Source organism: Vibrio sp. B181a (genome assembly GCF_030248375.1).
Classification (GTDB): Bacteria; Pseudomonadota; Gammaproteobacteria; order Enterobacterales; family Vibrionaceae; genus Vibrio; species Vibrio campbellii.
In genome coordinates, this window is record NZ_JAHGAD010000020.1 from 196,636 (window position 1) to 217,804 (window position 21,169).

Annotated in this window: 20 protein-coding genes; 17 read left to right on the plus strand and 3 right to left on the minus strand. The window is 44.9% G+C overall.

The features are described from left to right. The first annotated feature begins 1 nt into the window (after position 1). From infC to KIO97_RS10150, 17 genes are all read left to right on the plus strand, one after another. A complete protein-coding gene (gene infC, locus KIO97_RS10070) occupies positions 2–553 on the plus strand; it encodes a translation initiation factor IF-3 (RefSeq protein ID WP_074050532.1) in 552 nt (183 codons plus the stop codon). A 117-nt stretch (positions 554–670) separates the two neighbouring features. Then, entirely contained in the window at positions 671–865 is a 195-nt protein-coding gene (rpmI, locus tag KIO97_RS10075) for a 50S ribosomal protein L35 (RefSeq protein WP_005428085.1), read from the plus strand. Positions 866–905: 40 nt separating this feature from the next. Continuing rightward, the gene (gene rplT, locus KIO97_RS10080) at positions 906–1,259 is read left to right on the plus strand and encodes a 50S ribosomal protein L20 (RefSeq protein ID WP_004727974.1); all 354 of its coding nucleotides are present in this window, start codon (positions 906–908) and stop codon (positions 1,257–1,259) included. A gap of 214 nt (positions 1,260–1,473) precedes the next feature. Continuing rightward, positions 1,474–2,019: a GNAT family N-acetyltransferase gene (locus KIO97_RS10085; protein WP_005428065.1), complete on the plus strand. Its 546-nt coding sequence runs from the start codon at positions 1,474–1,476 to the stop codon at positions 2,017–2,019. Positions 2,020–2,078: 59 nt separating this feature from the next. After that, positions 2,079–2,363 (plus strand): MazG nucleotide pyrophosphohydrolase domain-containing protein, encoded by a 285-nt coding sequence (locus KIO97_RS10090; RefSeq protein ID WP_285382301.1) that lies wholly within the window; start codon positions 2,079–2,081, stop codon positions 2,361–2,363. Positions 2,364–2,379: 16 nt separating this feature from the next. After that, positions 2,380–2,760: a RidA family protein gene (locus KIO97_RS10095; protein ID WP_077200829.1), complete on the plus strand. Its 381-nt coding sequence runs from the start codon at positions 2,380–2,382 to the stop codon at positions 2,758–2,760. 10 nt (positions 2,761–2,770) lie between these two features. Further along, complete coding sequence (locus KIO97_RS10100) at positions 2,771–3,160, plus strand: VOC family protein (RefSeq protein WP_285382304.1); 390 nt, start codon at positions 2,771–2,773, stop codon at positions 3,158–3,160. Between the two features lies 1 nt (position 3,161). Then, entirely contained in the window at positions 3,162–3,476 is a 315-nt protein-coding gene (locus KIO97_RS10105) for a heavy metal-binding domain-containing protein (RefSeq protein ID WP_005443150.1), read from the plus strand. Between the two features lie 553 nt (positions 3,477–4,029). Then, positions 4,030–4,839: a helix-turn-helix transcriptional regulator gene (locus KIO97_RS10110; protein WP_005428090.1), complete on the plus strand. Its 810-nt coding sequence runs from the start codon at positions 4,030–4,032 to the stop codon at positions 4,837–4,839. A gap of 171 nt (positions 4,840–5,010) precedes the next feature. Further along, positions 5,011–5,799 carry a TetR/AcrR family transcriptional regulator gene (locus tag KIO97_RS10115; RefSeq protein ID WP_005428091.1) on the plus strand — a complete coding sequence of 263 codons (789 nt, stop codon included), beginning with the start codon at positions 5,011–5,013 and terminating at the stop codon, positions 5,797–5,799. A gap of 199 nt (positions 5,800–5,998) precedes the next feature. Continuing rightward, the gene (locus KIO97_RS10120) at positions 5,999–8,377 is read left to right on the plus strand and encodes an RND family transporter (RefSeq protein ID WP_285382307.1); all 2,379 of its coding nucleotides are present in this window, start codon (positions 5,999–6,001) and stop codon (positions 8,375–8,377) included. Positions 8,378–8,416: 39 nt separating this feature from the next. After that, complete coding sequence (locus KIO97_RS10125; protein ID WP_285382416.1) at positions 8,417–9,208, plus strand: outer membrane lipoprotein-sorting protein; 792 nt, start codon at positions 8,417–8,419, stop codon at positions 9,206–9,208. Positions 9,209–9,217: 9 nt separating this feature from the next. Continuing rightward, positions 9,218–10,399, plus strand: coding sequence for a hypothetical protein (locus KIO97_RS10130; protein ID WP_285382309.1), 1,182 nt, complete (start codon positions 9,218–9,220; stop codon positions 10,397–10,399). Positions 10,400–10,575: 176 nt separating this feature from the next. Continuing rightward, complete coding sequence (locus KIO97_RS10135) at positions 10,576–11,700, plus strand: GGDEF domain-containing protein (protein ID WP_005427920.1); 1,125 nt, start codon at positions 10,576–10,578, stop codon at positions 11,698–11,700. Between the two features lie 284 nt (positions 11,701–11,984). Next, positions 11,985–12,968 carry a phenylalanine--tRNA ligase subunit alpha gene (gene pheS, locus KIO97_RS10140; protein ID WP_005427963.1) on the plus strand — a complete coding sequence of 328 codons (984 nt, stop codon included), beginning with the start codon at positions 11,985–11,987 and terminating at the stop codon, positions 12,966–12,968. An 18-nt stretch (positions 12,969–12,986) separates the two neighbouring features. After that, positions 12,987–15,392: a phenylalanine--tRNA ligase subunit beta gene (pheT, locus tag KIO97_RS10145; protein WP_285382312.1), complete on the plus strand. Its 2,406-nt coding sequence runs from the start codon at positions 12,987–12,989 to the stop codon at positions 15,390–15,392. A 264-nt stretch (positions 15,393–15,656) separates the two neighbouring features. After that, complete coding sequence (locus tag KIO97_RS10150) at positions 15,657–16,523, plus strand: isochorismatase family protein (RefSeq protein WP_285382314.1); 867 nt, start codon at positions 15,657–15,659, stop codon at positions 16,521–16,523. Positions 16,524–16,604: 81 nt separating this feature from the next. Here KIO97_RS10150 and KIO97_RS10155 read toward each other — a convergent pair whose 3' ends face one another. From KIO97_RS10155 to KIO97_RS10165, 3 genes are all read right to left on the minus strand, one after another. Further along, positions 16,605–18,278, minus strand: a complete 1,674-nt coding sequence (locus tag KIO97_RS10155; RefSeq protein ID WP_285382316.1) for an ABC transporter ATP-binding protein — start codon at positions 18,276–18,278, stop codon at positions 16,605–16,607. Then, positions 18,275–19,879, minus strand: coding sequence for an ABC transporter ATP-binding protein (locus KIO97_RS10160; RefSeq protein ID WP_306417149.1), 1,605 nt, complete (start codon positions 19,877–19,879; stop codon positions 18,275–18,277). Before KIO97_RS10160 ends, KIO97_RS10155 begins: the two co-directional genes overlap by 4 nt. A gap of 119 nt (positions 19,880–19,998) precedes the next feature. After that, positions 19,999–21,159, minus strand: coding sequence for a histidine decarboxylase (locus KIO97_RS10165; protein ID WP_122019364.1), 1,161 nt, complete (start codon positions 21,157–21,159; stop codon positions 19,999–20,001). Between the last annotated feature and the right edge of the window lie 10 nt (positions 21,160–21,169).

Genomic DNA, 21,169 nt, shown 5'->3' on the forward strand with positions numbered 1-21,169 from the left:
TATTAAAGGCGGAAGACGCGGCCAACAGCCGGTAAAACAAAACCCACACCGTATGAACGGTGAAATTCGTGGCGTTCGTGAAGTTCGACTAACTGGCGCTGACGGTGAATCAGTTGGTGTTGTATCTATTCAAGAAGCGATCGCAGCTGCTGAAGAAGCAGGCATGGATCTTGTGGAAATCAGTCCTAACGCTGAGCCGCCAGTGTGTCGTGTGATGGACTACGGCAAATTCCTCTTTGAAAAGAGCAAATCTGCTAAAGAGCAGAAGAAAAAGCAAAAGCAGGTTCAGATTAAGGAAGTAAAATTCCGTCCTGGAACTGATATTGGAGACTATCAGGTAAAACTACGCAACCTGACGCGTTTCCTTGAAGAAGGCAACAAAGTGAAGGTAACAATTCGCTTCCGTGGCCGAGAAATGGCACACCAAGACATCGGTGTTGACGTTCTTCATCGCTTGAAAGAAGACACTGTAGACTTTGCTGTAGTGGAATCTTTCCCAAGTAAGATCGAAGGTCGTCAGATGATCATGGTTCTTGCCCCTAAAAAGAAGTAATTAACGGCTCATCAAGTAATTAAGACCTGGCCGTTTCCCTTTTAAAGGTAAACGGCTGGGTTTTGTTCGCCCTAATTACGTTGTTTATTAAACCTACTCAATGCGGAGTTATTCATCATGCCTAAGATGAAAACCAACAAAGGTGCTGCTAAGCGTTTCAAGAAAACTGCTGGTGGTATTAAGTACAAGCACGCTACAAAACGTCACATCCTGACTAAGCGTACTACTAAGAACAAGCGTCAGCTACGTCCAAATGCACTTCTTCCACGTTGTGAAGTTGCAGCAGTTGTTCGTATGTTGCCATACGCTTAATTCTTTATAGTTATCAATCGTTTAGTTTAGGAGAAGCATAATGCCTCGCGTAAAACGTGGTGTACAAGCTCGTGCACGTCATAAGAAAGTTCTAAAACAAGCTAAAGGTTACTACGGTGCGCGTTCACGTGTTTACCGCGTAGCTTTCCAAGCAGTTACTAAAGCTGGTCAATACGCTTACCGTGACCGTCGCGCTAAGAAACGTCAATTCCGTCAACTATGGATTGCACGTATCAACGCAGCATCTCGTCAAAATGGTCTATCTTACAGCCGTTTCATCAACGGTCTTAAGAAAGCATCTATCGAGATCGACCGTAAGATCCTAGCGGACATCGCAGTATTCGACAAAGCAGCATTTGCTGTTCTAGTTGAAAAAGCGAAAGCTGCTCTTTAATTAGCAGTTTAGGATTAAGAGAAGGAGAGCATTAGCTCTCCTTTTTTATTGCCTCGTGTTTTTCCGGCTTTAAAATTTCCCGTTTCCCGTTTCCCGTTTCCCGTTTCCCGTTTCCCGTTTCCCGCTCATATCCCAACTCTGACTAAATCAGTTGCTCTAATGGCAGCATTTGTTATCTTGCTTCTACTCGTCACGTCATGGATAAGGAGCATCTGTGTTACCGAGCTATTGGGAATCAAAGCGTTTAATCTTTTCTACTTTTGATGCAGCACAGGCTGAGTTAGCCAAATCTCTATTCGATTCTAATCATCAAAAAGTGGCTTATGACCACACTTTTCGTGATTGGCCAATTGCAGAATATCAAGCGCTGATTTCAAAGAGCGCTTTACCAAAACACCCCGATGACCTCGAAGCTTTTTACCTCAGAAAAATATCTACAAAGGAGGGGGAGGCGATAGGTTATATCCAACTCGAACTGAATTTTCCGTACAAAGGGTGCTTATGGATCCCTATGCTGTGTCTTATTCCTGACTACCAAAGTAGAGGCTTAGGAAAGGAAGCCGTCGATAGTGTATTGGACGTTGCTCTTGAATATGCTCCTTTCGATAAAGCCATGCTAAATGTGTACGTTGAGAATACCGACGCTTTTCGCTTTTGGTTTAAGCAAGGCTTCAATCAGATAGAGCAGTTTGATGATACTGAGCATGAGTTAGGGCGCGACTATCACTGCATTGTCTTAAGCAAAGCACTATCACGTTAAATCATTCTGTTATCTATTGATGGTAGGGTTTACTAGAGCTGCAAACAAAAGGATTAGAAATGGACATTCGACAACTACAAGCGCATATAAAAGAGTTTGATCACGACCCAGAACAGAAGCACCATTACTTTCTCAAACTGATTGAAGAAGTGGGTGAGTTGTCTGAATCGATTAGGAAAGGTGCTACAGGTCGGCCGACAGAGGACACAATTAAAGGAACAATCGCGGAAGAACTCTACGACGTACTCTATTATGTTTGTGCTTTAGCCAATGTTTATGAGATAGATTTAGAAAAAACGCACCAAGTGAAAGAGATACTGAACAAACGAAAATATAACCGTTAGGGAAAGGGGAGACAACATGGTTCAACGAATCAGTTACGAATTTTTGCCGCAAATTTCTGGTCCTTATGTTCATGCGACAAGACATTGTGAGACCTTGTATGTGTCAGGGCTGACAGCTATGGGGTCAGCAAGTCAAAGTGAAAGCCTAATCGAGCAAACAAAAACGATTCTGTCTTACTTGTCACAAATACTCACCGAAGAACAAAGAGAGAAACGCGATTTGGTCAAGCTGACGATATTTGTAACCGACATGAACCAACTGCCAGAGATCCGGTCGGTATTATTCGACTTCTATGAAGGGTATTTGCCAGCTTGTTCATTAGTTGAGGTAAGCCGTTTGATTCATCCTGACCTATCTATTGAGATTGAGGCAGTCATCTCATCTGAAGCATTGTAGAGAAGCTTTAATGAAAATAAACCGCTTGGATCATTTAGTACTGACAGTGAACGACATTCAAACCACGCTGGATTTCTATACACAGGTTCTAGGTATGGAAAGTGTTACTTTCGGGGAAGGGCGTGTTGCTTTGGTATATGGGCGACAGAAAATCAACCTTCATCAGCTTGGCAATGAATTTGAACCTAAGGCGAGTCAGGTAGCCTCTGGGAGTGCTGATTTATGTTTTGTGTGTGATACGCCAATTGCAAACGTGCTCTCCCACTTAGACTCCCATTCTATCGAGGTTATTGATGGCCCCGTTCTACGGACAGGTGCAATTGGTAACATCCTATCGGTTTACATTAGAGACCCAGATGGTAACTTAATTGAGTTATCTAACTATCTTACTGAGGTATAACATGATTTATTCAACAACCGAGACGATTCCTGGACGAGAGATTGCGGAGATAAAAGGTGTTGTGACGGGAAATGTGGTTCAGTCAAAGCACATTGGGCGTGATTTCATGGCTGGCTTAAAAAGCATTGTTGGTGGTGAGATTCGTGGTTACACCGAAATGATGACGGAAGCCCGAAATATTGCTATTCAACGAATGGTAGAGGATGCCGCTAACCTAGGAGCAGATGCTGTTGTCGGTATTCGTTTCACCACCAGTTCGATCGTCGATGGTTCTTCAGAGATTCTTGCATTTGGCACTGCAGTAAAGCTTGTTTAAAAGCGACGGGCCTGCACGATGTGCTGCAAACTTATGATTAATAGAGAACGGCTAGGTAAGTTCCAACGCGACTATCCATTTTAAGTGAGACGCAGAATCTCGACCGTGATGTTCTGCGTTTGCATTTCTGCCGCCTGCCTAATACTCCTCTCCTACGTACTCAACTTATTGATCCTGATCGTAGTGTTCGCAAAAAATAGCAGATTAGAGTTAGTATACTTGGATTGAATAAGTATTCATTTTTGTCTGCATGTTTTATAGGGTAAATATTCTAATTATTTGTAATGCTTTAAGTCGGAAATACTCGGAAAAATCACTCGAGTTAGCAGTTAATGCGACGAACAGCATGCTGATTAACATGTTTATAATCTATTCTAATAACAACTTATCATGAAACTGAATGCATTTTAAATGCCATTATTAACATCGCAAATGTGAATTAAAGTATATTAATTCAAAGTTTTCTTATAAAAATATGAACTTATGCCTTGCGAAGTGATTCTAAATTGTTACAAATACTATACAGCTGTAACATTGCCATAAGGAATTGTAGATGAGAGAACTCACTCCCGAGTACTTGTTAGCCGCATTACGACAAGCGATAAAAACCAAAGGGCTAACATATCGAGAGTTATCTGAGAAAATGGGCATGCCGTTGTCCACTTTTAAACGTCATTTAACTAGTACCAACCTTGCTCTTGATAAGCTACTTGAATATTGCCGTGCGGTTGACTGCACCCTCGATGAATTGCAGAAATTGGCAAATCAACTTCAAGCTGAGGATCAAGATTACTTTAGCCACACGCAAGACGAAGTCTTTTTCCAATTTCCTCATCTTTACGATTTTTATCGAGAATTACGGATGCTGCGTGGGAAAGACGGCTATACCATCCTAATGAAAAAGTATGATCTCTCGAAACAAAGTATGTCGGACTATTTAGGCGCGCTAGAGCTACTTGATCTGGTTTATGTTGATGAAGAAAACAACATCACGCTGCATGGTCCGCTTTACTACAGCTATGCTGAAAACTCGAAGCTTAACGACAAATACACTGAGATCATTAAGGATCAAACTACAACGCATGAAAAGTGCGTGCGTGTCGCTTTATCTCGCATGAAAATCACCGAGGAACAATTACTTATATTAGAGGAGCAGGTAGCCAAGACCGTGCTTGATTTTCATTCGAAGAACGTTGTCGCCGAGAACTTTGATGTATCAGACTTCACCAATGTTCTATTGATTGCAGGGCCGCATCACCCCGTCACTTTTTCCGATGGCATCGTTCAAACTGGAACAAGTTTTATTGATGATATCCGCTATGCGATTGCATCAGCAGGGGATAAACCGAGCCTCTCGATATAATCTCTAGTTATTTTTAGTGATTTATAGATTTGCGGTTGAAATGGTTTATAGGTGAGCTATTATGACGAAGTGTCAATTATGACGGTTCGTCAGAAAGTGTAATTTCGTTTCTGCATACCATATTCGTGTTACAATTCATTTGGGTTACACAGTAATACGGAACAGGGAAATATGTTTAACTTTGGCTGCAAGAAAAATGACAAGCAAGAGGGTTGTCGTGTCGCTTCTGGTTTAACCAAGAAACAACAAGCGATTGCTGATCGTGAGGTGGAATTAGTCCAACTTGCCAAGTCATTGGTTCAAGAGCAGGGGTTTGCGAATCTAACAATGGATAAGCTCACCGCCGCAAGTTCTTACTCTAAAGGGACTATCTACAACCATTTTTGTAGCAAAGAAGACGTTATCCTTGCCCTTTGTATCCACTCACTGAAAAGTGAGGCGATGTTTTTCGAACGTACAGCCAACTTTGATGGCAATACGCGTGAGAAAATCATAGCAATGCATGTGGGCTACCGTATTTATGCTCGTATGGAGCCTGTTTTGTCAACGTGTGCCATTGTTGCCAAAACACCTTGGGTGATAGAGAAGGCTTCGCCAGCTCGCCTGAATGAATTAAACAAGCTTGAAGAAGAAGTGATATCCGGTGCGGATGCATTAGTGAATCATGCCGTAGAGATCGGGGACTTAAAGTTCTCACCTGCAGTGGGTTCTGATGCTATCGTATTTGCAAACTGGTCGATCGCTTTTGGATCTAACGCGCTTGCTCAAAATGCGTCAAATAGCCGATGCATACAGCGCTTACAAGACCCTTTTTCAGTGCTTCATAATGCGAATATGCTACTGGACGGTTTAGGATGGTTGCCGCTCTCAACGGAGTGGGATTACCGTAAAACCTGGCGTCGAGTTGAGCAGGAATTATTCAGTGAAGAACTTGCTTATCTCGATTCAGTCAATCGCTAAGCAAGGTACAAACCAATCATCTTAACGGGTTGGTTTTTTAATCACACTACATGACGGATCGTCAATAACGATGTTTTTTCACCAAGCCTTTCAGCCAGGCTGGTGTAAAGCGCGTTAGAAACGGATCTGGAATTAGAGAACAGCGCAAGCTGCTTTTTTAGCTCCATTTTATGACGAAACGTCACAAAAGGAGAGTGTGATGAAACACCACCAAGCTCAACAAGGCTCCTCCGAACAATGGGGGAAGGTTCCAACCAAGTACAGTATTTGGGTAGTGCTGGCGACAGTATTGCTCGTGATATTCGCGACAATAGGAGGAAAAAATCTCTATTTTCGTGGTGACTATAATATCTTTTTTGATGGCACTAATAAGCAGTTGTTGGCTTTCGATGAGATTCAAACCACCTTTGCGAAAACAGACAATCTTGCCATCGTCGTTGCACCAGACAACAACGACGTCTTCACTCCAGCAACTCTTCAACTTATACAAAACCTCACCAATGATTCGTGGCAGGTGCCTTATTCAAGCCGCGTGGACTCGATTGCTAACTACCAACATACCGAAGCGTTTGAAGACGATCTTCTCGTCGAAGACTTGTTGTATGAAGACTATGAGCTAACCCCAGACCGTATTGCAAAGGTAAAGCAAATTTCGCTGACTGAACCCGTGCTGAAAGGCGCTTTGATTTCAGAGAAAGGTGACGTCACGGTTGTTAATATTACTGTGCAACTACCAGAAGTAGACAAGACTGCTGAAGTGCAAGAGGTGATGTCTCATATCAACGCAATGTTGGAGCGTTACCAAGAGAAGTTCCCAAATGTTGAGTTCCATAAAGCAGGCATTATCGCCATGAACTATGCGTTTATGACGGCGGCGCAAGAAGACAGTTCGACGCTGGTGCCAACCATGCTGTTAGTGATTTTGGTGTTCTTAACCATAATGTTGCGTTCAGTCTTGAGTGTTGTCGCTACACTGATTGTTATTATTAGTTCAGTTATGGCAACAATGGGGCTTTCTGGATGGGCTGGCATGTTCTTGAGCACCGCAACGGTCAACGTGCCAACACTGGTTATGACGCTCGCCGTTGCGGATTGTGTGCATGTTATCACCACGATGCGTCAGTCGATGCAAAATGGCTTTAGTAAAGCGCACTCTATCGAACGAAGTGTTTCACTTAACTTCATGCCAATTCTGATCACTTCAGTGACCACAGCTATTGGCTTTTTGATGATGAATATGTCCGATTCTCCGGTATTGAGAGACTTCGGCAACTTGTCAGCGTTAGGCGTAATGATCGCATGCTTCCTTTCTGTCACGCTTCTTCCTGCCTTGCTGAAGTTGCTTCCTATCAATGTCAAGCAAACGCCTTCGAACGGTAAGTCTGACTTTATGGACAAACTGGGTGACTTTGTTGTTACACATCGCAAAGCGTTACTGCCTGCATCTGTTTTGGTTATTGCAGTCAGCGCGAGTTTGATTCCTTTGAATCGCGTTAATGACGAATCCGTGAAGTACTTCGATAACCGCAGTGATTTTCGTCAAGCTGCCGACTTTATGGAAGCGCGCATCAGTGGCATGACTAACATCAGTATCGCGATTAAAACTAACGAATCACAAGGGATTGCAGATCCGACATTTCTCAATGCTATTGGTGGGTTTACGGATTGGCTGCGAGTTCAACCTGAAACTGACCATGTTGCGACGCTAGCGGATGTGTATAAACGTCTCAACAAGAACATGCATGGCGACGACGAAAGCTACTACGCATTACCACAAAATCGCGAACTGGCTGCGCAATATCTGTTGCTTTATGAGATGTCCTTGCCATATGGGCTCGACCTAAATAACCAAATCAATGTTGATAAATCGTCAATTAAAATGGTACTCACCGTCGATAACTTAGGCAGTGTTGAATTGGTTGATCTTGAGAATCGTATCTACGCGTGGTTCGCTGACAATGCCCCTCAATATGAAGTAGTCGCTTCGAGCCCTTCTTTGATGTTCGCCCACATTGGCGAGACCAATATGGCGAGTATGCTCTCTACTTTACCTATCACATTAGTGCTCATTTCCGCGTTGCTTATCTTTGCGCTTCGCTCTCTTAAACTTGGTTTGATCAGCTTGGTGCCAAACATCGCACCCGCCGTGATTGGCTTTGGTCTCTGGGCGCTTATCTCAGGTGAAATCAACCTCGGGCTGTCAGTAGTGGTGACGTTGACCCTCGGAATCGTGGTCGACGATGCCGTTCATTTCCTCTCTAAATATCAACGAGTTCGAAAAGAGGGACAAACAGCAGAGCAGGCAGTGCGTTACGCCTTCCATACTGTAGGGCGCGCGCTATGGATTACGACTGTCGTTTTAGTTGCTGGTTTCTCAGTGTTGGCGATGTCGAGCTTCCGTTTGAACGCTGACATGGGGCAACTCAGTGCGATAGTCATCTTTATCGCTTTAGTCGTGGACTTTTTATTCTTACCGACTTTATTGATGCTGTTTGATAAGGCCACTTACCCACAAATAACCGGAACGAAATCATCCCGCTCACAAGCTAAGAATAACGTTGCAGCGACACCGTTGTAATCGGACACGAACTTCAGGAATCAAGACAAGGAATACATGATGAAACTAGTTACAACACCATTCAAAGTCGCCGCACTAACGGTTTCACTTTTGCTGTCGCCTTTTGCGTGGGCAGATGAAGCAAAAGGATTAGAGATTGCACAGGAGCGTAAAGCTCGTGATGAAGGTTGGGGGGATTCGGTGGCAACCATGCAAATGATCCTTCGCAACGTACAAGGGGAGAGCAGTACGCGTTTGATGCGCTTGAAGTCACTTGAGGTTGCCGATGATGGTGACAAAGGGTTGACCATTTTTGATGAGCCACGAGATGTAAAAGGCACTGCATTTCTGAACCATTCTCATACAGTTGGTGCTGATGACCAGTGGCTCTACCTGCCGGCTCTTAAGCGTGTAAAACGTATTGCTTCACGTAATAAGTCCGGTCCGTTTATGGGCAGTGAGTTTGCTTATGAAGACCTGAGCTCATTCGAGATCGAAAAATACCGTTTCAATTACCTAAAAGATGAAACGATGAATGACCAAGAGACGTTTGTATTAGAGCAAATCCCGACAGATAAAAACTCTGGTTACACCAAGCAGGTGGTTTGGTTGGATAAAGCGCACTACCGTCCTTTGAAAGTCGAATTTTATGACCGCAAAGGCGCGTTGCTAAAATCACTCCTGTTCTCTGACTACAAGCAATACCTAAATCAATACTGGCGTGCGCACACCATGGCGATGACCAATCACCAAACAGGTAAAAGCACAGAACTGACAACCAGTGAACTCACGTTCCAGACCGGGTTAAAAGACAACGATTTCAACAAAAACACCCTAAAGCGCGTTAAGTAGGGTGGTTGAATGAAAAGAGTAATCGCAGCAAACCGAACCTTGGCTAGCATTGCTGCAATGCTGTGCTCTTCGCCATTGTTTGGCGTTGAACTAGCGGGGCAGGCTAACATTGAGCATCGGCAATTTTTCTCTGATGGTGCTCAAGGACAGGGCAAAGGACAAACATCACTCGTGTTGCAGCCTGAGCTTTACTGGGATCTGCAAGGCGGTGATGCGAGTTTCACGTTCACACCTTTTTATCGCTGGGACAGCATGGATGATGAGCGCACTCATGGTGATATTCGAGAAGCCTTGTATTTAACCTATTGGGATGATTACGAACTTCGTGTTGGCATCAGTAAGGTGTTTTGGGGCATCACAGAGTCTGCACACTTGGTTGATGTTGTAAACCAAATTGATGCAATAGAAGCGGTTGATGGAGAAGATAAGCTTGGCCAACCTATGGTGCATTTTACCTCTATCAAAGATTGGGGGACAGTGGATGCCATGATATTGCCTTATTTTCGTGAGCGGACATTTGCGGGTAAAGATGGGCGTTTGAGGATTGATCCCGTTGTCTCTGATGATGCGCTGTATGAATCTAGCCGAGAGGAAAAGCATGTGGATGTGGCTTTTCGGTACGCACAAATGTTCGGCGATTGGGATGTAGGTTTAAGCTATGTCTATGGAACAAACCGTGACCCGTATTTTCGGTTTGACCAAGGAGAGTTAAAACCTTACTACGCCCTAATGAGCCATGTTGGGCTGGATGTTCAAGGCATCGTGGGCGATTGGTTATGGAAGCTAGAGAGTGTCTACCGCGATAGCTTCGACAATCATGTCGGAGTCGTCACCGGTTTTGAATACACGATAGTGGGCGCTCTTGAGACAGCATGGGACGTTGGCATCATCGGCGAGTATTTGTATGACAGCCGCGGTAACAACGCCCAAAATATTGGGCAAAACGATGTGTTTGCAGGTATTCGTTTAGCATTAAATGATGAGGATGGTACTGAAGTTCTAACGGGTATCACGCAAGATCTCGACAACTCCGATGTGTACAACGCAAAACTTGAGGCTTCCAGCCGCATTTCAAATCATTTCAAGTGGCAAATAGACGCTTGGCTGTTTAAAAATGAGACCCCAACAGATTTGCTTTACTTTGCGCGGGACGATGACTTTATTGAGTTCTCTATCCAGTATTATTTTTAAATTGGTAGATAAACTAATCGAAAAGTTGGAGGTAAGTAGATCTACGTCATTATTTTGACTGGCTTCTAAAGCGTTAAAAAAATTTTGTCGTTACTATTCCTTATATTAATTGTGGTATTGATAGTTGTGTATAAGCAACTATCAATACTGACTGGTTTTACTCAGGAGTAGTAGCGTTGAATTCATTTCGTTGGGACACATATTTCGAAACTGGAATCGAACAAGTTGATGAGCAACACCAGTATTTAGTCGGCTTCATCAATAAGTACGGCGAACTTTTGGCACAAAACAGCATCTCCCTGACCGATATTCAAGTCGCATTGTTTGATCTTTCTCGTTACGCCGAGTTCCACTTCAAAGAAGAAGAGAACTTGATGCGCGAAGTGGGGATCTATCCTGAGCATCTACAGAAACATATCCAAGTCCATCGCGCGTTCATGAGCGATATCATCAGCATGCAAAGCTTCATCAATGAAGAAAATAAGCGTGCGGCCGAACAGTTGCTGGATTTCCTTATTCATTGGCTGGCGTACCACATTCTTGGCATTGACCAGAACATGTCTAAACAAGTGGCGGCGATTCAATCCGGCATGTCTCCAAAAGCAGCGTATGAAGAGCAAGAAAAACAAGCCAACGCGTCAACAGAGCCGCTGCTTGAGGCGCTAAATGCGCTATTTTCACAAGTCTCAGAGCGAAATCGAGAGCTACTCAAGCTGAACCTAGTTCTAGAGGAAAAGGTGGATGAAAGGACGAAGCAGTTATCGAATGCAAATAAACAGCTAGAAGCCTTGTCCTTAACCGACTCATTAACTCAGTTACCGAACCGTAGAAGCGCGATAAAAACGCTTAAGAAACTGTGGAAGGATGAGGACGCTAAAGACCTGCCTTTGGTTTGTATCATGATTGATGCGGATTACTTTAAACAAGTGAATGATACCTGCGGCCATGAAGCTGGGGATTTAGTTCTAACCGAACTCGCGCAAGCATTGAAGCACTACTTCCGCAGTGATGACATTGTGTGTCGTTTAGGCGGCGACGAGTTTTTCGTGATTTGCCCAGATACCGGGTTAGAGGGTGGTTTGCATGTAGCAGAGGCGGTGAGAAAACAGGTCTCCCATATGCTTGTTCCTACTTCATTCGAACCTTGGCGAGGGAGCATCAGTGTTGGTGTTGCAGAGCGTCGAGACAATATGGAAACCTACACGGATTTAATTCGGGTTGCCGATGAGGGCGTTTACTTGGCAAAACAAAACGGTAAAAACCGAGTTCAAACCGTACAAAAACTGACGCCTTTAAACTAGACTACTTCTTATATTTAATCGCCAAAGAAAACGGTCTTCTCTTCCCGCTTGATAAGAACAAAACCAGTGACTTTCTTTGGCTTCTTATGCAAAAACAACCTCGATAAAATGGGCGTTATTCCTAGACAACGCTGCTTTTTTTACGTTTTTGTGTTCTTTTTATTCAATAACCTCTTCTTTTCATAATTCAATTTGGCTTTGGTGGCGCGTTTGGCTACTATGTACAGCTATCAAAAAACCAATCACTCCCTTATGGATACTACCAATAGGTAGATGAGGAAACGATGCAACATCTAGAAGAGATCATTGCTAACGCGAGCGCGGCAATTGAAGCTGCAGAATCGCTAGTCGTACTTGATGAAGTGCGTGTTCAGTATCTAGGTAAAAAAGGTGAGCTAACTGCTCAACTTCAAAGCCTAGGTAAACTACCACCAGAAGAGCGCCGTGAAGCTGGTCAAGAGATCAACAAAGCGAAAGGCGTAGTTCAGCAAGCTATCGTAGCTCGTAAAGATGCACTACAACGTGCAGAGCTAGAAGCGAAGCTAGCAGCTGAAACAATCGACGTGACTCTACCAGGTCGTCGTATCGAGAACGGTGGTCTACACCCTGTTACTCGTACTGTTGAGCGTATTGAACAGTTCTTTGGTGAGCTAGGCTTTAACACTGAGTCTGGTCCTGAGATTGAAGATGCATTCCACAACTTTGATGCACTAAACATCGCAGAAGATCACCCAGCGCGTACTGACCACGACACGTTCTTCTTTAACCCAGATCTAATGCTACGTACTCACACGTCTGGCGTTCAGATCCGTACGATGGAAAATGGTAAACCACCATTCCGTTTCATCGCACCAGGTCGTGTATACCGTAACGACTACGACCAAACGCACACGCCAATGTTCCACCAAGTGGAAGGCATGCTAGTAGACGAGAACGTAAACTTCGCACAGCTAAAAGGCATCCTGCACGACTTCCTATGTAACTTCTTTGAAGAAGAAGTTGAGGTTCGTTTCCGTCCTTCTTACTTCCCATTCACTGAGCCTTCAGCAGAAGTAGACGTGAAAGGTAAGAACGGCAAATGGCTTGAAGTTCTAGGTTGTGGCATGGTTCACCCTAACGTACTGCGCAGTGTAGGCATCGACCCTGAGAAGTACTCTGGTTTCGCATTTGGTATGGGCGTTGAACGTCTAACTATGCTTCGTTACGGCGTAAACGATCTTCGTGCGTTCTTCGAGAACGACCTTCGTTTCCTAAAACAGTTCAAGTAATCCAGGGGATACATCACTATGAAATTTAGCGAATCTTGGCTTCGTGAGTGGGTAAACCCTGCGGTATCGACTGACGAACTTACACACCAAATCACAATGGCGGGTCTAGAAGTAGACGACGTACTACCTGTTGCTGGTTCTTTCACTGGCGTTAAAGTAGGTAAAGTGGTTGAGTGTGGTCAACATCCAGACGCTGACAAACTACGTGTAACTAAAGTAGATGTTGGCGCTGAAGAACTTCTAGACATCGTTTGTGGCGCATCTAACTGTCGCCTAGGTATCAAAGTTGCTGTAGCGACTGTTGGTGCTGTTCTACCAGGCGATTTCAAAATCAAAAAAGCAAAACTACGTGGTCAACCATCACACGGCATGCTGTGTTCATTCTCTGAGCTAGGTATCGACGTTGAATCTGATGGCATCATGGAGCTAGCAGAAGACGCAGCAATCGGTACTGATTTCCGCGAATTCCTAGGTCTTGACGACGTAACAGTAGACGTAGATCTAACGGCTAACCGCGCGGACTGTTTCAGCATCCGTGGTATGGCGCGTGAAGTTGGCGTTCTAAACCGTGCTGACGTCACTGAGCCTGCAGTAAACGTAGTAGCACCAGCTATCGACGACACAGTTTCTATCGAAGTGAAAGCGACTGCTGCATGTCCACGTTACCTTGGCCGTGTGGTTAAGAACGTAAACGTTCAAGCTGAAACACCACTTTGGATGCAAGAGAAACTGCGCCGTTGTGGTATTCGCTCTATCGACCCAGTTGTAGACATCACTAACTTTGTTCTTCTAGAGCAAGGCCAGCCAATGCACGCATTCGATCTTGCTAAGATTGAAGGCGGCATCGTCGTTCGTATGGCAGAGCAGGGCGAGAAGCTAACTCTTCTAGACGGTAACGAAGCTGAGCTAAACGCTGATACTCTAGTCGTAGCAGACCACAACAAAGCACTTGCTATCGCAGGTATCTTTGGTGGTGAAGAGTCTGGTGTAACCACTGAAACTAAAGACGTGCTACTTGAGTGTGCGTTCTTCGCACCAGACCACATCCGTGGTCGCGCGCGTAGCTACGGTCTACACACGGATTCTTCAATGCGTTTTGAGCGTGGTGTCGATTTCGCACTACAAACAAGCGCAATGGAGCGTGCAACAGAACTTCTTGTTGAGATCTGTGGTGGTGAAGTAGCACCTGTTGTTGCTGTAGAGTCAGAAGCTGACTTACCAAAAGCGAACACAGTATCACTACGCCGTACTAAGCTAGACAGCCTACTAGGCCACCACATTGCAGACAGCGATGTTGTTGAAATCCTAGAGCGTCTTGGCCTAACTGTAGAGACTACAGACTCAGGTTGGACAGCGACAGCACCAACATGGCGTTTTGATATCGCAATCGAGCAAGACCTAATTGAAGAAGTAGGTCGTATCTACGGTTACGATAACATCCCTAACCAAAACCCAGCGGCAGCACTTAAGATGCACGACCACGTTGAAGCGAACATTCCGCTAAAACGCGTTCGTAACCTACTTGTTGACCGTGGTTACCAAGAAGCGATCACTTACAGCTTCGTTGAGCCAGAACAGCAAAAGCTTGTTGTTCCAGGTGTTGAGCCGCTAATCCTGCCATTCCCAATCTCTGCGGATATGTCAGCAATGCGTCTAGGCCTAATCCAAGGTCTACTAAACACTGTGGTTCACAACCAGAAGCGTCAACAGCCACGCGTTCGTCTATTCGAACACGGCCTACGTTTCATCCCATGTGAGTCTGCTGAAAACGGTATGCGCCAAGAGCCTATGCTTGCAGGTGTTATCGCAGGTACTCGCAGTGAAGAGCACTGGGACATCGAAACCAACACAGTTGATTTCTTTGACCTGAAAGGTGACCTAGAAGCGGTTCTTGAGCTAACAGCTAACGAAGCGGCTTACTCTTTCGCAGCGCTTTCTGCTGAAGACAAAGCAGCGAATCCAGCGCTTCACCCAGGTCAATCTGCAGCTATTATCGTTGATGGCAAGCAAGTTGGTGTAATTGGTACTGTGCACCCAGAGCTTGAGCGTAAGTTTGGTCTAAACGGCCGTACTATCGTATTCGAAGTGGAATGGTCTGCAATCAACACTAAAGTGATTCCTGAAGCAGTACAGCTTTCTAAGTTCCCATCAAACCGTCGTGACATCGCGGTAGTTGTTGACGAAGCAGTAGCTTCTGGCGACATCGTTGCAGCATGTCTAGAGCAAGGTGGCGAGTTCCTGAAAGACGCGAAACTATTCGACGTTTACGTTGGTAAAGGTGTTGAAGAAGGTAAGAAGAGTCTAGCTATCGCGCTAACACTACAATCTGTAGAGCGTACGCTTGAAGATGCAGACATCGCGGGTGCGGTTGACGCTATCGTTGCTCACGTTTCTGAGAAGTTTGGTGCGTCTCTACGTGACTAATCTCGCGTAACGTATCTTCTTAAGAAATAAAAACCCTGCCAGTTTGGCAGGGTTTTTTTGTATCTGCCGATCTGAGTGAAGTTGTGAGCGAAGAACCAATTCAATTATTGATCTGCGTTTTGGGGAGTGAATTCCATATAAGCAATTGATTTTATATTCATTGTTGGCTTAGAATTGCTGAGAATGATATTGATTATCAATATTATTGTTTTGGGCTCGCTTGCCCCATATTTTGTAGTAATCGTTCCAGATAAGGATAACTAAATGGCTATTCCTAAGATCGCCTCATATAAAATCCCTCAGTCAGAGACATTTCCAGAAAACACAGTAGATTGGAAAATAGATCCTAAGAAGGCTGTTGTTTTAGTTCATGATTTGCAGACTTATTTCCTCAACTTCTTTGATAAAACGAAGTCACCAGTAGCAGAGCTTTTGGAGAATGTTAGCAAGGTTCTAGACAATGCAAGAGCGGCTAATATCCCTGTTATCTACACTGCTCAGCCTGCAAATCAGGAACCGAATGAGAGGGCACTTCTGACCGACTTCTGGGGTGCAGGTCTAACTCAAGATACGGATATTGCTCCGGAAGTATCACCTCAAGCTGGCGATATTCAATATACCAAGTGGCGTTATAGTGCATTTAAGAAAACGCCATTACTTCAGTGGATGCAAGAAGAGCAAAGAGATCAGCTCATCATTGTTGGTGTGTACGGCCATATTGGCATTCTATCGACAGCGTTGGATGCGTTTATGCTAGATATCAAACCTTTCGTAATTGGTGATGCGATTGCGGATTTCTCCGAAGAAGATCATCTTCATACTCTCAAATATGTCGCTGGAAGAAGCGGGTGCGTGAAATCCGTGAATGAATTTATCAAAACGATGAAGCCATCAGATTCATCAAGCGCTTTGAGCTTAGAGTCTATGAGGAAGGATGTCGCGGATATACTTGACGTTGATTTGGATGAGGTAGACGTTGATGAAAATCTTATCTTCCTTGGTCTGGATTCAATTCGAGTAATGACACTGCACAGCCGCTGGAAGGCACTAGGTTTTAATGTCGAACTTGCTGAAATGGTGGCTCTGCATACCATCAAAGACTGGTGGGAAGCGACGCAAGTTACCGCTTAAAAGTCGCTTATTTCTATAGTCCTGTATAAAAAGCGCCCCTGTATAAAACAGGGGCGCTTTGATTTTGTTGGATTACTGAAGTCAAACGCTCATCGCTAGCGCATCAGATTCATGATCTAACTTCATTTTTTTACGATCAGTTTCAGTCGTATGTTTCTGCACATTTACCTTTTGGTTATCTATAGTGAGCTCGACTGTTGGACGCCAAATTTTTAGGTCTCGGTGTGTCACAATAATCGCTGTTGAGTTCAAATGATGGATATGTTCAGCAATTCTAGTCTCAGTGGCTTCATCCAATGCCGACGTCGCTTCGTCGAGCACGAGGATAGGGGCTTTTTTGATCAGAGCTCGTGCAATCGCCACTCGCTGTCTTTCACCACCAGATAGCCCAGAGCCTTTTTGACCGACTGATTGATGAATACCTTCTTCTGAAGAGTCAATAAGCTCATTGAGTTCTGCGTATCTAGCAAACTGCTCAACCTCTTCGTCATTTGCTTTTGGATTACCTAAGCGAATATTGTCTGCCAGCGTTCCGGTATAAATAATCGGATCTTGCGCGACGTAAGCAATATGCTGGATGAAAGATTCGTATGGGATGTCCTTAAGGTCGACACCACCAAGGGATATAGAACCTTTATTCGGGTCATCAAACCTCAGAAAAAGACCGAGTAATGTGCTTTTGCCACTGCCACTGATGCCATTAATGACCACCGTTTCGCCTTGATTGATTTCCAAACTGACATTTTCAAATAAGCCTTGATGGCTAACATGATCGAGCTCGAACTTATGGTTGCTTGGAACGGCCGCATTGTCACTAGTCGCTTCCGGAAGGGTAGGGACATTGGTTAGTTGGCCGTAGTTATTCATTGAGGCTTTGACATCATTAATAGCAAAGCCTGCCAGCGCTAGCTCACCAAGCGGTGCAGCCGCTCGGGTAATCAAAATTAATAGCGCTAAGATGAGCAAGGGTTGATCTATTTGCATCCAAACCAGATAAGTGGCAAGGCCAGCGAGTGGCAAAATGGTGGCCAATGTGGAGATGAAAGTTGCAACTGATGCGCTTTGATTTATCCCAGCGTACCCCCTTTCTTGCGCACGCCAGCTTTGATCAATACGTTCTATTGCGCGTTTTGGTCCTGCTGTCGAGCGGAGTAAATCAAAATGGTCGATAAGTTCCAGTGTTGACTTTGTCGCTTGCACATCTGCACTGTTTCTGTCTTTATCTGAGCGACTAAGGTGGCGTTGTGCCATAAATTGAGCTGATAAAGCAACGGCTAGCAGAGCACCACTCAACAGTGCAATTTGGATGCCTCCTACGATACCAATGCCAAAAACCAAGAAAACCGGCAGTAGTGGAGCATGTAAGAATGTCTGTAACTGATGGGCAGGGATTGCCATAAACCCAGGGATACCTCGCTCAGCCAGTTGGTTGAGCTGCGTGCGATGTTGCTCGTTAAACCATGCAAGTTTAGCCTTGCTGAGAGAGCGTCCCACAGCAGTGTAAAGGTCGCCAGCTAATCTAGCTCCAGAAAGAAATCCAGAACGTGTGACCAGCACGGTGACAAGCACGGCAAGGGCAGCGGCTATGATCACGTTAAGTGGTTCTGCTCGTTCTACTATGGATATCGCAAGAAAGGTATAAGCGACGGCCTCGAATAGAGCCACAAAAGTCCAACCCAGTGCGACTCGATACAAGCGAGATTTAGCGTTTAATGGAATGGTTGAGCTGGAAGAAACGGCATTTTTAGGTGTCATACTTCGTCATCCTGTCGTTGGCCACTTAATGTGAGGGTGAAATCAGCCAATTGTGCGAGCTTTGAATCATGTGTCACCATGACCAGCGTCTTATTGTGTTGTTTAGTGAGCGCGCTTAGGCTTTTGATGATGTCGATAGCGGTATCGTCATCGAGAGCGCTGGTGGGCTCGTCGAGCAGAACTACATTGGCATTACTCAGAAAAACGCCCGCTAATGCGATACGTTGCTGCTGGCCGCCAGATAGCAAGCTGGCGTCAGTATCAAGATCAAGTTCTAGCCGAGCGAGTGAGAGTGCGAGACGTAACTCATCATCATTGGCGTCTGGTGCGCTCAACAGCAAGTTTTCCCTAATGGTAGTTTTAAGCACTCCGGTGTCCTGAGGGACATAACGTATTGCCAAATAGCGCGCAACTTCGGAAAGCTCGAATAGTTCCTCACGCCCTAACGATACACTGCCATGCGCGGGTGTTTCTTGCCCTGCCAAAATACGCAGTAAGGTACTTTTTCCTGCTCCACTTGGTCCCATAATTGCGGTAAAGGAGCCTGGTACAAAATCGTGGGTAAGATTATCGATGACCGTTTTTTTGTCGTTGACGACTACTAGGTTTGAAGCTTGTAATTTTTGAGGCTGAGATTTGCAATTGAGATTGCCGCTGGCAATAGGGGCTTGTTGCAGGAAGTCACTGATTTTTTTAGCGGCATGTTTGCCTGCTGTAACGTAGTCCAGTCCGTGTCCAAGCTTTAGTACTGGCGTGACGACAGCCAATCCAAAAAAGAACACGGATGCCATAGCCGCAGGGCTTAACTGGTAGGCAATGGTGTACGCAATCGCGAAAGTGGCGACAGCTTGCAACAAAGCGATTGCAATGGCGGCGGGAAGGGCAACACTTCCTACCCACTTTACAATGCCCTGAGTAAAGCGTCTGGTAGCGTCATAATAATTGGTGAGTGCGCCCGTTTGAGTACCGTAGATACGGTTAACTCTGATCCCCCTCGTATAGTCATTCACTGCGGTTACAATATCCCCCATTATGGTCATTCGCTCAGCGCCATGTTTGGCGGCAAATCGGGGCAAAAACACTAAGTAATACAGTGACGCAATCAAACCGGGTACGAGAGTAAACAACGCTATTGGCCCGCAGAGACTCAACATAATGGCTATGGACGAGGCTGGTACGACAATGAATGTCACTAACTCTGCTGGCAAATGGGCCACCATATGATGCAGTGTATTGATGTCCTCTGATACCAAGCGACGCAACTGATTATCGCCGTATCTTGATATAGTTTTACTCGGTAAGCGAACCAAGTGTTGCGCTACCTGACGGCGTAGACGATTGGAAAACAGGGATTCGGCATCGTGCACTAACCAAGATCCTAAAGAGGAGATAATGGCACTGATTACCCAAAGCCCTATCGCGGTGTAAACCCACTGAGTTGAAAGATCATCGATGAGTTGGATTAAGCACAATAAAGCACCTAGCTTTGCCACCGCGGCAGATACCTCACAGAGAACGCCAATAGAAAGCTTAGTCACTGAAGGCCGCAAAGCGGGTAGTAAGGTTGGTGTGATGTAGTGCTGAATGATCTTATTTATCATTTTCTTACCTCATTTAAGCCATGAGGTATCAATGAAGAAATCAAGGTTACGTGAATAGTCGTTTTCATATTAAGCCTATTGAACTGATGTTCTTAACTGACATTGTTAAACGTGATGATTTAGTTTTGTCCGATGACATGCCCAAGCCCGTATTCGGGCGATAAGTCGAAAATGACATCATCGATTAATGCGTCTAATTGCGCTGTGCTGTTGAGGTGCGGCATGGTAATAATATGTGCAACATCCCCAGAGGTGGCCAAAGAATGCTTGCGCCAAATCGGCTCAGACGGACACGGGAAAACGACGGTATTCGAATTCTTATTTCTCCATGCTTCAATGCCCGCTTTTTGCAGGCGTTGAACGGTATAGTCCGCCATATCCAAACAAAGCTTCACTTTAGATTGCCAATCTGACAATGAATGGCTCTTGATTGCAGTCCACATGAATAGTGCGCTATGGCCATTTCTGGAACCACTGATGGTTTGATCACGTGACGAGATGTAGTCCACTTCCACGGAAATTTGGTCAACCATATGCTGTTTGGCTAACACGATCCCACATGGAATCGGTGACCCGATCATTTTGTGTCCGGATACCGTGATGGAGTCGATGCCATCTTGAAACGAGTAGGGTGGTGGCTGATCCACAAATGGTAGGATCATTCCACTTAATGCGGCATCGGCATGAATGTAATAATCCTTCCTGTCGAGCCCTAGAGCAGCGAGATCATTCTGTATTCTTCCAATGTCATCGATGGCACCTCGCATAGTTGAGCCAATGTTGGCAAAGATAATGGGATTGCCTTGTTGGTCTCGCTCAATTTGAGTTATGAGCTGTTGATAATCTATTTCACCATTTGATAGAGCAGGGATCTTGCGCGATGGGATGTTGAGTAATCTAGCGATTTTATCGACCGAGTAGTGGGTTTCTTCAGAGTAATAGAGATAGGCCGTTGGAAAGAGCTCACGGGCTAAATAACAGGAAAACAGGTTGCCCTCGGTACCACCGTTAGAAATATAGCCCCAACTTTCCTGATGGGGGATGTTGAACAACTGGGAGAAGTAACGCATGACGTCTTTCTCAAAGTCGAAGGAGTTGAGCTTGTAATTGCTTTCTTCTCTCCAATCTCCACAGTTATTGATGGAAAACTTCATAAATTTTTCTAATTCGGAATAATCAAAATCAGCAGATTCAGGATACCCGACGTTAAAATATTGGTTTTCGCTGCAGTAAAGCCAGAACTCGTTAAGTCTGCTTAGATCCTCATCGGATAGTTTCATTGTGTCGCCT

What these genes read in the sequence shown, in the direction of transcription:
- rpmI (WP_005428085.1), top strand. Translation starts at nt 671, where the DNA reads ATGCCTAAGATGAAAACCAACAAAGGTGCTGCTAAGCGTTTCAAGAAA.
- rplT (WP_004727974.1), top strand. Translation starts at nt 906, where the DNA reads ATGCCTCGCGTAAAACGTGGTGTACAAGCTCGTGCACGTCATAAGAAA.
- KIO97_RS10090 (WP_285382301.1), top strand. Translation starts at nt 2,079, where the DNA reads ATGGACATTCGACAACTACAAGCGCATATAAAAGAGTTTGATCACGAC.
- KIO97_RS10095 (WP_077200829.1), top strand. Translation starts at nt 2,380, where the DNA reads ATGGTTCAACGAATCAGTTACGAATTTTTGCCGCAAATTTCTGGTCCT.
- KIO97_RS10100 (WP_285382304.1), top strand. Translation starts at nt 2,771, where the DNA reads ATGAAAATAAACCGCTTGGATCATTTAGTACTGACAGTGAACGACATT.
- KIO97_RS10105 (WP_005443150.1), top strand. Translation starts at nt 3,162, where the DNA reads ATGATTTATTCAACAACCGAGACGATTCCTGGACGAGAGATTGCGGAG.
- KIO97_RS10110 (WP_005428090.1), top strand. Translation starts at nt 4,030, where the DNA reads ATGAGAGAACTCACTCCCGAGTACTTGTTAGCCGCATTACGACAAGCG.
- KIO97_RS10115 (WP_005428091.1), top strand. Translation starts at nt 5,011, where the DNA reads ATGTTTAACTTTGGCTGCAAGAAAAATGACAAGCAAGAGGGTTGTCGT.
- KIO97_RS10120 (WP_285382307.1), top strand. Translation starts at nt 5,999, where the DNA reads ATGAAACACCACCAAGCTCAACAAGGCTCCTCCGAACAATGGGGGAAG.
- KIO97_RS10125 (WP_285382416.1), top strand. Translation starts at nt 8,417, where the DNA reads ATGAAACTAGTTACAACACCATTCAAAGTCGCCGCACTAACGGTTTCA.
- KIO97_RS10130 (WP_285382309.1), top strand. Translation starts at nt 9,218, where the DNA reads ATGAAAAGAGTAATCGCAGCAAACCGAACCTTGGCTAGCATTGCTGCA.
- pheS (WP_005427963.1), top strand. Translation starts at nt 11,985, where the DNA reads ATGCAACATCTAGAAGAGATCATTGCTAACGCGAGCGCGGCAATTGAA.
- pheT (WP_285382312.1), top strand. Translation starts at nt 12,987, where the DNA reads ATGAAATTTAGCGAATCTTGGCTTCGTGAGTGGGTAAACCCTGCGGTA.
- KIO97_RS10150 (WP_285382314.1), top strand. Translation starts at nt 15,657, where the DNA reads ATGGCTATTCCTAAGATCGCCTCATATAAAATCCCTCAGTCAGAGACA.
- KIO97_RS10155 (WP_285382316.1), bottom strand. Translation starts at nt 18,278, where the DNA reads ATGACACCTAAAAATGCCGTTTCTTCCAGCTCAACCATTCCATTAAAC.
- KIO97_RS10160 (WP_306417149.1), bottom strand. Translation starts at nt 19,879, where the DNA reads ATGATAAATAAGATCATTCAGCACTACATCACACCAACCTTACTACCC.
- KIO97_RS10165 (WP_122019364.1), bottom strand. Translation starts at nt 21,159, where the DNA reads ATGAAACTATCCGATGAGGATCTAAGCAGACTTAACGAGTTCTGGCTT.